Source organism: Paraburkholderia sp. AV2, from assembly GCF_054968425.1.
The window spans coordinates 34,959-47,659 of record NZ_JBANLK010000047.1 but is presented as its reverse complement, the minus strand read 5'-3'; the positions used below and the strand labels follow the sequence as shown (position 1 = coordinate 47,659).

Annotated in this window: 12 protein-coding genes and 1 pseudogene; 5 read left to right on the top strand and 8 right to left on the bottom strand. The window is 59.7% G+C overall.

Annotated elements, in window-relative coordinates; translation table 11 throughout:
• Positions 1-377 precede the first annotated feature (377 nt).
• The 5 genes from V8683_RS25500 to V8683_RS25480 all read right to left on the bottom strand — a co-directional run bounded on the left by V8683_RS25500 (position 378) and on the right by V8683_RS25480 (position 4,638).
• Positions 378-1,097 carry a Crp/Fnr family transcriptional regulator gene (locus tag V8683_RS25500; protein WP_187190766.1) on the bottom strand — a complete coding sequence of 240 codons (720 nt, stop codon included), beginning with the start codon at positions 1,095-1,097 and terminating at the stop codon, positions 378-380.
• Positions 1,098-1,385: 288 nt separating this feature from the next.
• Entirely contained in the window at positions 1,386-2,057 is a 672-nt protein-coding gene (locus tag V8683_RS25495; RefSeq protein WP_411189801.1) for a sensor histidine kinase, read from the bottom strand.
• Positions 2,058-3,340: 1,283 nt separating this feature from the next.
• Positions 3,341-3,517 carry a CsbD family protein gene (locus tag V8683_RS25490; protein WP_411189800.1) on the bottom strand — a complete coding sequence of 59 codons (177 nt, stop codon included), beginning with the start codon at positions 3,515-3,517 and terminating at the stop codon, positions 3,341-3,343.
• Between the two features lie 63 nt (positions 3,518-3,580).
• Positions 3,581-4,051, bottom strand: coding sequence for a PRC-barrel domain-containing protein (locus tag V8683_RS25485; RefSeq protein WP_411189799.1), 471 nt, complete (start codon positions 4,049-4,051; stop codon positions 3,581-3,583).
• A 419-nt stretch (positions 4,052-4,470) separates the two neighbouring features.
• Complete coding sequence (locus V8683_RS25480) at positions 4,471-4,638, bottom strand: hypothetical protein (protein ID WP_411189798.1); 168 nt, start codon at positions 4,636-4,638, stop codon at positions 4,471-4,473.
• 648 nt (positions 4,639-5,286) lie between these two features.
• Here V8683_RS25480 and V8683_RS25475 point away from each other — a divergent pair.
• Together V8683_RS25475 and V8683_RS25470 are read left to right on the top strand one after the other, a co-directional pair.
• Entirely contained in the window at positions 5,287-6,672 is a 1,386-nt protein-coding gene (locus V8683_RS25475) for a glutamate decarboxylase (protein ID WP_411189797.1), read from the top strand.
• A 25-nt stretch (positions 6,673-6,697) separates the two neighbouring features.
• Entirely contained in the window at positions 6,698-8,218 is a 1,521-nt protein-coding gene (locus tag V8683_RS25470; RefSeq protein WP_411189796.1) for an amino acid permease, read from the top strand.
• 188 nt (positions 8,219-8,406) lie between these two features.
• Here the strand turns inward: V8683_RS25470 and V8683_RS25465 are convergent, their stop codons facing one another.
• Entirely contained in the window at positions 8,407-9,063 is a 657-nt protein-coding gene (locus tag V8683_RS25465; RefSeq protein ID WP_411189795.1) for a hypothetical protein, read from the bottom strand.
• A 151-nt stretch (positions 9,064-9,214) separates the two neighbouring features.
• Here V8683_RS25465 and V8683_RS25460 point away from each other — a divergent pair, with 151 nt between their 5' ends.
• Positions 9,215-9,355 carry a hypothetical protein gene (locus V8683_RS25460; RefSeq protein WP_462849188.1) on the top strand — a complete coding sequence of 47 codons (141 nt, stop codon included), beginning with the start codon at positions 9,215-9,217 and terminating at the stop codon, positions 9,353-9,355.
• A gap of 53 nt (positions 9,356-9,408) precedes the next feature.
• Here V8683_RS25460 and V8683_RS25455 read toward each other — a convergent pair whose 3' ends face one another.
• The gene (locus V8683_RS25455) at positions 9,409-10,119 is read right to left on the bottom strand and encodes a Crp/Fnr family transcriptional regulator (RefSeq protein WP_111484730.1); all 711 of its coding nucleotides are present in this window, start codon (positions 10,117-10,119) and stop codon (positions 9,409-9,411) included.
• A 493-nt stretch (positions 10,120-10,612) separates the two neighbouring features.
• Here V8683_RS25455 and V8683_RS25450 point away from each other — a divergent pair, with 493 nt between their 5' ends.
• Positions 10,613-10,945 (top strand): hypothetical protein, encoded by a 333-nt coding sequence (locus tag V8683_RS25450; protein WP_111484478.1) that lies wholly within the window; start codon positions 10,613-10,615, stop codon positions 10,943-10,945.
• Between the two features lie 149 nt (positions 10,946-11,094).
• Here V8683_RS25450 and V8683_RS25445 read toward each other — a convergent pair.
• Positions 11,095-11,886: pseudogene (locus V8683_RS25445) on the bottom strand (PRC-barrel domain-containing protein).
• 346 nt (positions 11,887-12,232) lie between these two features.
• On the opposite strand from V8683_RS25445, the gene V8683_RS25440 reads away from it, so the two are divergent.
• Positions 12,233-12,475 carry a hypothetical protein gene (locus tag V8683_RS25440; protein ID WP_411189793.1) on the top strand — a complete coding sequence of 81 codons (243 nt, stop codon included), beginning with the start codon at positions 12,233-12,235 and terminating at the stop codon, positions 12,473-12,475.
• Positions 12,476-12,701 lie beyond the last annotated feature (226 nt).

Here is a 12,701-nt window from a genome sequence, read left to right as displayed (position 1 = left end):
GTTTCACGGGAAAGTAAACAGCCCTTCCGGGCTCTTTTTGAACTGGCCTTTAAGCGACCCGGATCGCCACGAACCGACGCACGTCCCAATGCGAAATGCGCGGTCGGACACAGCTGGGTCTTCTCACCATGTATCCATGCGCCATGGAAAAACCAACCAATACGTGATGTTGCGAAAGGGAAAGCTCGGGTCGCGCCGGCAGGTGCGCCGTTGGTCGCGACACGACCGCCAATTGCTTTGACTGCCGGTACGGCCGCAGGCTCGCAGGCGGGATCAGAAGACCCCTGCCTCATAGAAAAGACAGGGATGAATGCGGCCGCCGCCGGCTCGATCGTGTCCCTTGCTGCACTGGCGGAGTTTGCCCACTCGGGCGCCGTTCAGATCGCCTGGAGATCGGGTAGTAACCGGTCGAATTCGCGCTTTACGACCGCATAGCATTCGCATACCCGCTTTTCGAGTCCGGGCCGATCCAGTACCTCGATGTGGCCGTAGCTGTAGCGGATTAATCCTGCTTGCTGCAATTTCATCGCTGCCTCGGTGACGCCGGGCCGGCGGACGCCCAGCATGTTCGCGATCAACTCCTGCGTCATCTTCAACTCGTTAGACGGCAGACGGTCGATGCTCAGCAGCAGCCAGCGGCACAGTTGCTGATCGATCGAATGATGCCGGTTACACACGGCGGTCTGTGCCATCTGTGTGATCAGCGCCTGGGTGTATCGCAGCAACAGCCGCTGCATTGGACCGCCGCGATGAAATTCCTCCTTCAGGAGGCGGGCGTCCAGCCGGTACGCTCTACCCGCGCTCTGCACGACTGCGCGGCTTGGCGTGGTTTCGCCGCCCATGAAGAGCGCGATGCCGACGATGCCTTCGTTGCCCACGATGGCAATTTCCCCAGATGCGCCGTCTTCCATCACGTACAGCAGCGAGATGATCGACGTCGTTGGGAAATAGACGTGATGGAGTCGGTCGCCGGACTCATAGACGACCTGTCCGAGCGGCATGTCCACCTGCATCAGATGCGGTGCGATGTGTGCCCACTCGGTTGCGGGCAAAGCCGAGAGCAGGTGATTTCCGCTGCGACGCTGTTCGTCAGACACCTTGTGTTCCTCAATATCGGGCCGGAGTATATGCAATCCTATCCGGGATAGAGCTTAGTGGATCGGGCGTTATAAAAAGCGATCGGATGAGCGGGTTTTAAACCAGCCCCATCGTGGCGCAGTGCTAGTACGCCCGGGCATCCTGTGAACGTCAGGCTTGCCCCGAATTTCATTCACGTGTGCGATACCACGCGACGCGTCGAGCACTTTTGGAGCGCCGTCTTCGCGCGCCAGGCACGGACGCTCATCGAAATCCCCAGCCTGCACGCGGCTGCCGGTCACGCAACGTTATTGCCTGACAACGGGCAACCGCAGGATGAATTCGCTACCGTGCCCGGGACCCGCGCTGATCGCCGATACGGTTCCGCCGTGCGCCTGCACAATGGCTTTCACCACGGCGAGGCCGATTCCGAGGCCGCCCGCGCTCGCGGCAATCGTCCGGCGGGACTGCGTGAACAGATCGAAGATATGCGGCAGCAGTTCACTCGCCACGCCTGCGCCATCGTCCCGTACGGAGACGATCAGATCGTGCCCTTGCATGCGCACGGTTACATCGATATGACCATTTGTCGGCGTGTATTTCACCGCGTTGTCCAGGATGTTGTTCAGTGCCTGCATCAGGCGAACGGGATCGGCCTCTATACGAAGCGTCCAGTCGGCCACCTCTATGGTCAATCTCTGACCGCGGCCGACCACTGCAACGGACGCGGCTTCGAGCGGATCGGTCAGCACGTCGACGAGATCGACTTCGGACACGCACAGGCGCAATGCATTGTGGCTGATGCGTGTCACGTCGGTCAGATCTTCGGCCAGCCGAGCGATCTGGGCAATCTGCCGATCCATGATGTCGACGAGGCGTGATATGTCCGGCATGCCGGTGGACGCGCGGCGCATCGCACATGCGGCGAGCCGCAGCGGGGAGAGCGGGCCGCGCAGCTCGTGCGCGACCATTGCGATCATTTCATTCTTGAGATGGGCGTCGCTCGCCGGCGTGTTGCAAGACGGAAGACCGGTCAGTTCTTCAGTCCGGATATATCGAGGGTCCGTCGTCCCGTCAAGTACTTGGGAGTCCGACAGGCTACGTTCATCGGTAGCGGGTGCGCAGAGGTTTGAATATGTGGACATGGCGGTCCCCGGTCATCTATGCCTGGACCGCGAGCGGGCAGCCAGAACGAACGGTCACAGTGCTTTCGTGAGACTCGACGCGTTGCGGGAGTGGCAGCCTGTTCGCGAATGCCTGTCGCGCGACGGTAAGCCGAGTGACCGGTGCACGCAGGGCCAGTTCATATCATCGCAAATGCGCGGAGGTTTCGTCTGTACGGTGGCGTTCCCATACATCGTGCAAAATGCCAGTCTGTCAATGCGAGTATGTTCGAAAGACAGTCAGTTTTTCGTGGCTTCGGGCACGCCTGTTGTGCAGAGGGCACTGGAGCGATCCAGTATGTTTGTCAAATTAATTTGACGTCAATGTGAGAATGCTGTTTTCCCTGCCGCGAGCGTCTGCGTCCCACCTCGCACGCGACCGGCTTATCGACTATCGCGGCAGGCAGGGAAGGGCGCTCGGGTTCCGCGAGTGCGAACTGTCGTTCGGGACGGGACCGATCTGTCCGCAATATCGTAGATGCCTTTGCTGGCGTGACCGTATGACGTCTGCTTTAGCGGGGATAGTCTGGGTCGATGTTCCGCGTAAAAACCTGCGCTCGAAACTGCGTCGCTGCGAATGTCCGTGCCAGGCGCGATGCATACACCTGCTGTTATCGCCGAATGGCTGAGTTGCCGCCCGACCGCTCCAGAGATGGCCAGGCATCCCCGCTTCGATTAGGAGGGGGCACTGGTGTTTGAACCATGCTTGAGGCCGGTGACCGTCATTGTGTACCGCTTGCCGCGCTGAACGGCGCGGCTCTTTGGCGCTCGGGATCAGGGCAGCTTCACCGTAGGCCCAGCCGGACCGGATATAGAACCAGTTCCAGCATCCCAGGACATTGGCCAGCCGATCCTGCTCGGGCATAACACATCTTCACGGGCAGCCGCATATTTTCTCTGGCTGGGTTAATTCCAGGCTTTGCGTCAGTCATGAGCGGCCCCAGTCCGCTCGATGGTTCTCGTGGGCTGTGTCGGGGGCAGGTTGTGCTAGTGCTGCATGCGGGGCACTACCGCCGACCGCAAGCAAAGCCATTCACTCGATGCAAGCCGCCGTCTGGAGCCTCTCCGCAACGCGGTACAGGCACCGAGTGCGCCGTCTGTTACCGGGGCTTCTTGGCTGCTTCCTTGACGTCGCCAAGATTCTTTCGCGCCTGACCAGCTGCTCGCTGGATATCGCCCTTGACTTCCTGTTTCGTATTGCCCGTGGCCCTGCCAACGGTTTCGTTCGCGTTGCCCTTTCCCTTTTCTACCGTTCCCTTGACTTGATCTTTGTTCATGGTAAATCTCCCATAGCTAATACGTAGCTGATTTGTGGACGAAGTCGCTGTCTGTTGCCTGCTTCATTGCGCGGGCGGCTGATTCCCGGTAACGGCCCGCGTGGCGATCCAGTAAGGCTTCCGGTTGTAGTAACGGTGAAGCAACGAACCCCATTGTTCATCCGCCATGGCGGGCCAATGGTCCTTGTCGAAGGCGGGCGCATTCTTCACGTGTTCCGCAGTGACGTCGAGACGGAAGCACTTTTCGTCCGTGTCGAGGATCAGCGCACTCCATGGAATGGCGTAAAGCTTGCCGCCCATGCCGAGAAAGCCCCCGCTCGCCAATACGGCATAGGCGATCTGTCCGCTGGGTACATCCAGCATGATTGCGGAGATCTTGCCGATTTCCTCGTGGTCGGACGTAAAGAGTTTATTTCCCGTCAAGGTATCAGCCGCCATCACGTTAGGGCCCGGCCCGTCACCGGTTCCGTTGCCCAGAATCGCGGCACCTGTACCGCTGGTTGAAGACCGATTGGTCGGGTCGAGTGTAGTCATGATTCTCTCCTGAGTTTATTTCGCGGGATACCGGCGCAGTTCGCTGAGATGTCGATTGCGCATCTGGTGCGCATGCCACGGAGCCGGGTTCGGGGTGGGGATCGAAAGTGCCCAGACAAGACGATGCGCGCAGCCGGGGTAAGAAATCGGTACGGTGCCGTACCGGGTCCAGAAAGGAACTGGCGCACCCACAATATGTGGTCGTCCCAACCTGGTTGTTTCGATGGCCGCGCTATGAATGAAATTCGTGCTATTCGACATCAACGGTACGCGTTGGCGTATCAGGATGGTCGGACTGCAATCCACATTCGCTTCAGTACTATTCGGTTGATAAAAATGATCGACGAATACCCACGAATGCGAATGACAATCGAACTGTCGGGAGCACGCCCGGACGAGGCGGGGTGGTCTGCTATCTTCTAGTCGCGGTGTTCCTGGTAGTAGTCGCCGCCGCCATGGTGGTCGTCGTCACCTCGGACGGGAAAGAAGCATGCGCTCAGGCTGGTAATCAGCGACAGCACGATCAGTGCTCGTATCAGTGCCCGATTTTTCATGTTTGTTCCTTTCCGTCTGGTTTGCTCACTCATCTGCGTTGTCTCCCCGTGGGCGCCACGCATTCGCGCTTATGTTTCGGGGATAGCCTTTGGGACAGCTATGGCGCAGCGTTCCTGTTAGTCCCGGTGCGATCGTATAGGTGTCCCACCGCATTCCGGCATAGGGTGCGCCCAGAATCGGGCCGAAATCAGTACGGTGTCGTACGTGGTTCAACGCGCACAAATAAAAACCCGGTGCGGGTCAGGCCGCAGGTCTGGCAGAAACCCCTCCATACTTTCGCGCGGTCATTGAAAATCGTGAAGGGCATACGTTCAAGATGTCTTTCAGCGTGGCAATGGAAACGTATCGCGGCGTGCCTAGCTACGGATTTTCGCGCTGGTACGCCACCGGACCGACTCCCCTGGTCAATACGCGCACCGTGATCCTCGACGCGTCAAACCCCGTCGAACTTTCTATCCCGTTGATCGGGATAGCCTGCACGACGCCTTCGTCCCCGACGATGCGTTTCGGTCGGGGACGGTCGTCATTCGCTTGCCGGCACGCTAGTCAAGAGCGAGGCCGAACGAGGGGAGTCCTCCGTTTCCGCTCCTTCAAGCGATCAACGCTGCAATGACATTGGGGCGGGCGCCTCGTTATGGCACCTGCCACGTTCCTCCTTCGCCATTCAGGAGTTTCACGCCATGACCTTTCTCAAGTTGCCATCCGCCGAACCCGACGCCGTTGCCGACGAATATGCTGCGACGATTTCCGGTTCGCCACTCCCAAAGTACCGGATTCCCAAAGGGTCTTCCGATCGACGTGCCGTATTCGATTTGGTGCGCGACGAATTGTTCATGGATGGAAACTCGCGGCAGAACGTTGCAACGTTTTGTACGACCTACATTGACGAGGAGGTTCGACACCTCATGGATATGTCGATCGACAAGAACATGATCGACAAGGACGAGTATCCGCAAACCGCCGAGATCGAAATGCGCTGCGTGCATATGCTCGCCGATCTGTGGCATGCGTCCAAAGCGTGGGAGACCACCGGCTGTTCGACGACCGGTTCGAGTGAGGCCTGCATGCTGGGTGGCCTCGCACTCAAATGGCAGTGGAAAAAGCGCAGGGCGGCGCAAGGCAAGTCGACGGACAAGCCGAACTTCGTGTGCGGACCGGTGCAGGTGTGCTGGGAAAAATTCGCACGCTATTTCGACATCGAGATGCGTGAGGTGCCACTGAGCGGCGATTCATTGGGGCTACGGCCGGAAGATCTGGCGGAATATTGTGATGAAAACACCATTGGCGTGGTCGCTACGCTCGGCATCACCTTCACCTGCGTCTACGAACCCGTCAGCGCGCTTGCAGCTGCGCTCGACACGCTGCAACGCGACGTGGGGATCGATATTCCGATCCACGTCGATGCGGCCAGCGGCGGATTCATTGCGCCGTTCATTCAACCGGACCTCGGATGGGACTTCAGTGTGCCGCGCGTCAAATCCATCAACGCGTCCGGTCATAAATACGGCCTTGCGCCGCTCGGCGTGGGCTGGATTGTGTGGCGCAGCCCGCAGGATTTGCCCGACGACCTGATTTTCCGTGTCGACTACCTGGGCGGCGACATGCCGACCTTCGCGCTGAACTTTTCGCGGCCGGCGGGGCAGATCATCGCACAGTACTACACGATGCTGCGGCTCGGGCGTGAAGGATACCGGCACATCCAGCAGGAGTGCGCTGATACGGCTCAGGCGCTCGCCGATGGCCTGTCGAAGATCGAGGCAATCGAGATGATTTACGACGGTCGCGGCGCACTGCCGGCTGTCTGCTACAAGCTCAGGCATCCAGAGACCGCGGGCTTCACACTGTTCGATCTGTCCGACCGCGTGCGCATGCGCGGCTGGCAGATCGCCTCATACAAGCTGCCGACCGGGCGTGAGGAGACCATTGTGCAGCGCGTGCTGATCCGGCGCGGCGTCAGCCGCGACATGGCGGCGATGCTGCTCGAGGACATCCGGCACGCCATCGCGCATCTGGTGAAAAACCCGGTGCTTCACTCCACGGCCGGTCCTACCTTCCATCACGATTGACGTTCCCTGCTCACAGGAGCACGAAATGGACAAGATTGCACCCACCGCCGCCAACGCGACGACGGCAGATGCCGCGACGCGCGGCAAGTATCTGAGCGTCACGTCGATCGGGCTGATGACCGCGGCCGCCGTCGTCACCAGTCTACGCGGACTGCCTTTGCTCGCGAAGGAGGAGATGACGATGTTCGTCTATCTGGCCTTTACAGTCGTTTTCTATCTGATTCCGGCGTCCCTGGTGTCGGCGGAGCTGGGTGGCGCGTTTGCCGACCGGCGCGGCGGCATCTACACCTGGGTTGCCGAAGCATTCGGCACGCGCTGGGGCTTCCTCGCTATCTGGCTGCAATGGATACAGAACGTGGTCTGGTATCCGGTTGCGCTGACTTTTGGCGCGGCCGCGCTCGCCTATACGGTCGGCCGGCCGGAACTGGCGAATAACGGCATCTACGTTGGCCTCTTTTGCATCGTCGCTTACTGGCTCTCGACGTGGGTGGTACTGCAAGGTGTGGAAGTGTTTGCAAGAATCGCGAACTGGACCTTCGTCATCGGCACCATCGTGCCGGGCCTCGTGCTGCTGGCGTTGCTCGGCTACTGGGTGAGCAGCGGCCATCCTCTCGGGTGGCAACACCTGACCGACAAGGTCCTGTCGCAGGACGGCCACGCCCGCTTCTGGCCCGCTATTCACGGTTTCGGCACGATCTCGTTTCTTGCCGGCATCGTCTTGCTGTTCGCCGGCGTGGAGGTACAGGCGGTCCATGTGATAGACATGCGCAGCCCGAGTCGCGGCTATCCGGCGGCGATTGGTCTGGGTGCGCTGATTTCGGTCCTCATCTTTGCGCTGGGCGCGTTGCCGATCGCCGCCATCCTGCCGTACGGGGAAATTTCGCTGCAATCGGGCGTATTTGACGCATTCGGCGCGGTGATCACCGATCTCTGGCATATGGGCTGGGCGGTGGCGGTGCTGTCGCTGCTGGTCGGCATCGGCGCAATCAGCGGTGTGCTTGCCTGGCTCGGAAGTCCGTCGCGAGGGTTGCTCGCCACAGCACAGGAGGGCGAATTACCGCCTATCCTCCAGGCGAAAAACCGCAAGGGTATGCCTACTCACATCCTGCTGGTGCAGGGGCTGATCGTGACGGTCATTTCGTGCTTTTACTTTGTCATCCGCGATGTGTCAGTCGCCTTTTTTCTGATCTCCGCGATGACGATCGCGCTGTATCTGATCGCCTATATGCTGATGTATGCGGCGGCGATCCAGTTGCGCTATTCCGCGCCCGCCCTGCCGCGACCGTTCAGGCTGCCCGGTGGTCTGGCCGGCATGTGGCTGACCGCCGGCATCGGCTTTGCCGGGGTGCTTTTCAGTTTCGTCGTGTCGTTTTTTCCGCCCGACCAGTTGCCGGTCGGCTCGCCGCTGCTTTATACCGGACTGGTCGTACTCGGCATCGTTGTTTTCGCAGGCATCCCATTGATCATCCATCACGTGCGCCGAAGCGACTGGGCATCGGCCCGTGACACGTCATTAGTGCAGCCCGCCACGACGCCATTGAACTGAATGGCCGCAGAGACCCTCATCGCCGGTCGCGACACTCCGATAGTCGCCACCGCGATGGGGGGGCGGCTCCGACGAGGAATACGCATGCACGCACGCCGATAGGTGCGGTGCAAGAGCGGCAGTCCAATCGAGCCGGCCCGGGTACGGCACCGTACTGACTGCTTGCATGATCGCGCGCAGCTTGTCTCTCAGGGTGGCGACTCTCTCATTTCGAGCTGTGCAACTCGAGTCGTGGACATAGCCATCGTCCTCGATTCTTTGCGACGATGGTCGCCGATGCCGGCTTGAGGAATTGCTTCATACGTGGTGGCCTCCCAGGGGCGCTCGACGTGTGCCTTTGGCACGAGGCTTCGAAAGCGCCGGACAATTGCATCAGGTTTCGTGCAAATCAACACACGGTCGGCGCGGGCGTGGCGATAGTCCGATAGCGTACAGATCAACGGGCCAACTGGTTGAATGATGAATCCATGGTACGCGCGTCGAATGCGCGAAGCCGGGCCTGACATGTGGGTTGCTCTATCGTCGAAATCGTTGGACAAAAGGAACGCGAGATGACAGTTAGCCGTGTGAATGTGGACGAGCTTGCCGAAAACAGGAGGCTCGTGTTCGACGTCGGCAACGCGACGGACGACGGCATGGGCAATGCGCCGCCGGAAGACGGCACGTCGTGCGAGACAGCCGGCCAGCAGCGAAGCGGTACGCGAAAACGGATGCAAAGGAAAGATACGGGGAAAGCCAGACTCCACGGCGAACACCGTGGAGTCTTGACCGGTGCCGGAACTCGGGCAGAGCAGGCAGTCCGTCGCGACGATGGAGGTGGAACGTCCGGCGAAGCGTCGGCGCATTAGAGCGGCGGATGCTACCCGATAACTTGCAGGCAGCACGTACGAGGAGTTTGCGAAAATGGCGCAATGCTATGCGGGAAGGCCGCACGATGACGCTGCGGCGGTACGCGCAGGGCAGCGGCAGCGGTCACAGGAGCAGGCCGGCGGCGATATGGCAATGGAAGGAACCGAAGCGGACGTGCAACACAGTTGCAGCGAGCCGTCGGCGCCCGGCAAGGTGGCCTGGCAACAGGGGGGCGGCATGGACGGCGGTGGCATGGTGTTCACGCCGGTGCGACGCAATCCGCAGTGAGATCGCTCGTTTGCGCAGCCGATTTGCGTTGCCGGGTTGGCTCGACGATTGGCTCAACTATCGCCCAGCAGGCGATCACTTTCGCGCTTGACCACCCTGTAGCACTCGCAAACCTGTGCTTCGAGCGCATGGCGGTCCAGTACTTCGATCAGTCCACGCGTATAGCGAATGACGCCCTCGTCCTGCAGCTTCCTCGCGGTTTCCGTCACGCCCGCGCGGCGTACGCCCAGCATGTTGGCGATCAGTTCCTGTGTCATGCGGACGTTATTCGATTCCAGTCGGTCGAGGCTCAACAACAGCCAGCGGGAAAACTGCTGCGAAATCGAATGATGCCGGTTGCAGACGGCCGTCTGCGCCATCTGCGTGATGAGCGCCTGCGTATAGCGCAGGAACAGGCGTTGCAGAGCGCCACCGCGGGCAAACTCGTCCTTCACGATCTGGCCGCTCAGACGGAACGCCTTCCCGGCGCTTTGCACGATGGCCCGGTTCGGCATGGTCTCGCCGCCCATGAAGAGCGCGACCCCGAGCAGGCCATCGTTGCCGACCACGGCAATTTCCGCCGACGCGCCATTCTCCATGACATAAAGCATCGAAATGATGGCCGTAGTCGGGAGATAGACATGGCTGAGATGGTCGCCCGATTCATACACGACCTCGCCGAGCGGCATGTCCACGACCGACAGGTGAGGCTCGATGCGATTGCGCTCGTCCGGCGGCAGCGTCGCCAGCAGGCGGTTCGTGCTGACGCGCGGCACGGGTGCCATGCCCGGCGTGAGGGAGCTGGCGTCGGACTCGGGTTCGGTCTGACTTGCCCTGGCGATAAGGTGTTTCTGATGAATAAGGTGCTGTTCGCGATTTTTTTCGGGCAACAGACTGACCAACGCCGAGCGCAACGTATTATGGCCCAGCGCATCGAGGATCTTGATCTTCGTGAGTGTGCCGAGATCGCTCTTGCCGTTACGCCACGCGGAGATTTGCGCGCGGGTGAGCATCAGGGCGTCAGCCAGTTGCGCGTCGCTATCGTAGCGTCCTCGACGCTTCAGCTCATCGAATAACTGGGACCAATCCAATCGCATTGTGTGATAGCCAAATTGATGTCAAATTAATTTGACATCAATTTGGCACCGTGAAATACTCATGGCACGCCCAACGTGTCAATTTTTATCGACATTTATAGCACACGCATAACCTGTCGTGATGCTGGGTTTATTCCCTTTCGCATTCATGCCGCGCCTGGGTCATCCGTGGAGGAGCCGCATGAGCGATATTTCCTCTTATGCCCGGCTGCCTGCCGGACTCTCTGACCGACACCTCACTTTTGTTCCTTTGGCGCTCGACGATGACGAATTCGCGGCGCAACAGATCGAGTTCATCAAGCACGTATTTGGTTACTGTGCGTACCTGCGCGAGCATGCTCGTGAAACGCCCGTCTCTGATGCGTTTCTAACGGTCTTCGTCAACCTCTTCGAAGCAATCGACGCGAATGCGCCCGAAGATGCACGTCGCTGTGCGAGCCAATTGATGGGCGTACTCCGGGCTATTTTTCCCGCCTTCGATTGTGACGGTCTGTCTTCGAGCGTGGAAGGTTAGACGGGTAAGCGCATGGAGAATTGCAACCTGCGAGGTCGGCCGGCAGGCATGCAAGGCGCTTATTCGTAATGTGGCGGCCTTCGCCGCGCTTGGTCGTTCGGTAGACCCGGATCCGGAACGCCTTCGAGGCGTTAGGGTTGGGCGAATGGTTAGGTATCCAGCCAATACCCATCGCGGTTGTAGAACCCGTGTAGCGCCGCCTCGTAGCTTCGATGAACGGGTATCTATCCGTCATAGGCAGGGCTACGGCGGATCGCATCGCGCGTGAGCGAAGTCGACACGGTTGCGGCGAACCAGTCGACGAGGTCGATCCAGCGCGTGGCGATCAGGACTTTCTTGCCATTGGGCCACCAGTTGCGCGTATCGATCATCAGGTAGCGAAGAACCCATGCCGGATCGTCGTAGATGAAACCCGACACGCTGCCAATGTTTCCATCTATCGCATCGATATGGTAGCCCTTGACCTCGTCTTTGCTGCGTAGATGGACGTCCGGCAACGCCCGGTAGGCGTGCAGGATGCGGCGAGCCGGGGCGGGCGCCGCGAGTTCCAGCGCAACCGGATCGGACCTGGGATATGCGGCCATGCCCCACAGATTCGGCCCGCCCCAATATATCGGATCGTCGTAGTAGCGCAGGTACTCGATTTCATGCTGGCGCGATACCGGCGTGTGCGTGTCGAGTGTCGGTCCGTCGCGTATCTGCTGTCGCGTCAGATTGACATGGACGGCGTCCGACGACCAGTCTATGTGCTTGAGCGAATAAGGCGAAACGAGCACCTGCCTGTGATGGAGCCAGTTTCCGGTCTCGACCACGAGATAACGGATGCCCCATGCTTCGTCGTCGAAATAGACTTGATTGACACTGCCGATTTCGCCATCGGAAGCACGGACGGTGCATCCATGTAGATCCTTTGTAAACTGGAGCGAATCGAGCCACGTGATTTCGCTGCCGGTAGTCGATGGGCTGCCACTGACGCAGCCGCAAGCGGCTAGTGCGGGCGTGCTCCAGATGAGTGTCCGTTCGCGCATGCTTCACTTCTGCGTATGCGACGGTGTGTTCGACGCTACGCGCAAGCCGGTCTCGATGCGGTACGACGCCGTACAAATTCGTTATCCGATGTTTAGCGTCGAGCGCTCGAAATCCTGTGCGAAGCGCTTTGTGCTGGCGGATGCAGGAAAGTTCTGCACCGTACAGACATGAAACTGTACGGGCAGCACGATGGCTTTGGAACACTGAATCCGGATTTCTCCGCCGGTCGGCGATATATCCATATTGCAGGCACTTTAGATGGATGCTGGAGACAGCCTGTGGCTGTTCGTCGATATCCACTTTAACAGGTTATACCGTGGGCTTCGCGGCAGCGATATTCGCCACGATCTATCTGGTATTGCGATGCCGGATCAAGCATCGGTATCAAGCGGCGAGATTCCGGCCGAAAACATTGCCGGCTTACGAAAGACCCGACAGCCATTACTGAGCGCTAACACGCCGCGTTCGTCGACAAAGGGCGTAGCGAAGGACACAGCATGACATCCGCAATATGGGGAATCGTAGCCGGGATGACGCTGATGTTCGGCTTCGCTTTGTATCAACGCGGTCTTTGGAACGAATCGGGACGGAGTTTCGAACCGGGGCGTCGAGCGCATCCACCGTCAACACAGATAGTCTGAGCAGGCACCATGCCATTCCCACGCGATACTCGAAAGACCAGTTCTGACCACCGCGAAGAGTATGAGCGCGCCGATGAGGCGCGCGA

What these genes read in the sequence shown, in the direction of transcription:
- V8683_RS25490 (WP_411189800.1), bottom strand. Translation starts at nt 3,517, where the DNA reads ATGAACAAAGATCAAGTCAAGGGAACGGTAGAAAAGGGAAAGGGCAAC.
- V8683_RS25470 (WP_411189796.1), top strand. Translation starts at nt 6,698, where the DNA reads ATGGACAAGATTGCACCCACCGCCGCCAACGCGACGACGGCAGATGCC.
- V8683_RS25495 (WP_411189801.1), bottom strand. Translation starts at nt 2,057, where the DNA reads ATGATCGCAATGGTCGCGCACGAGCTGCGCGGCCCGCTCTCCCCGCTG.
- V8683_RS25440 (WP_411189793.1), top strand. Translation starts at nt 12,233, where the DNA reads ATGGATGCTGGAGACAGCCTGTGGCTGTTCGTCGATATCCACTTTAAC.
- V8683_RS25455 (WP_111484730.1), bottom strand. Translation starts at nt 10,119, where the DNA reads ATGGCACCCGTGCCGCGCGTCAGCACGAACCGCCTGCTGGCGACGCTG.
- V8683_RS25460 (WP_462849188.1), top strand. Translation starts at nt 9,215, where the DNA reads ATGGCAATGGAAGGAACCGAAGCGGACGTGCAACACAGTTGCAGCGAG.
- V8683_RS25480 (WP_411189798.1), bottom strand. Translation starts at nt 4,638, where the DNA reads ATGAGTGAGCAAACCAGACGGAAAGGAACAAACATGAAAAATCGGGCA.
- V8683_RS25465 (WP_411189795.1), bottom strand. Translation starts at nt 9,063, where the DNA reads ATGCGCCGACGCTTCGCCGGACGTTCCACCTCCATCGTCGCGACGGAC.
- V8683_RS25475 (WP_411189797.1), top strand. Translation starts at nt 5,287, where the DNA reads ATGACCTTTCTCAAGTTGCCATCCGCCGAACCCGACGCCGTTGCCGAC.
- V8683_RS25450 (WP_111484478.1), top strand. Translation starts at nt 10,613, where the DNA reads ATGAGCGATATTTCCTCTTATGCCCGGCTGCCTGCCGGACTCTCTGAC.
- V8683_RS25485 (WP_411189799.1), bottom strand. Translation starts at nt 4,051, where the DNA reads ATGACTACACTCGACCCGACCAATCGGTCTTCAACCAGCGGTACAGGT.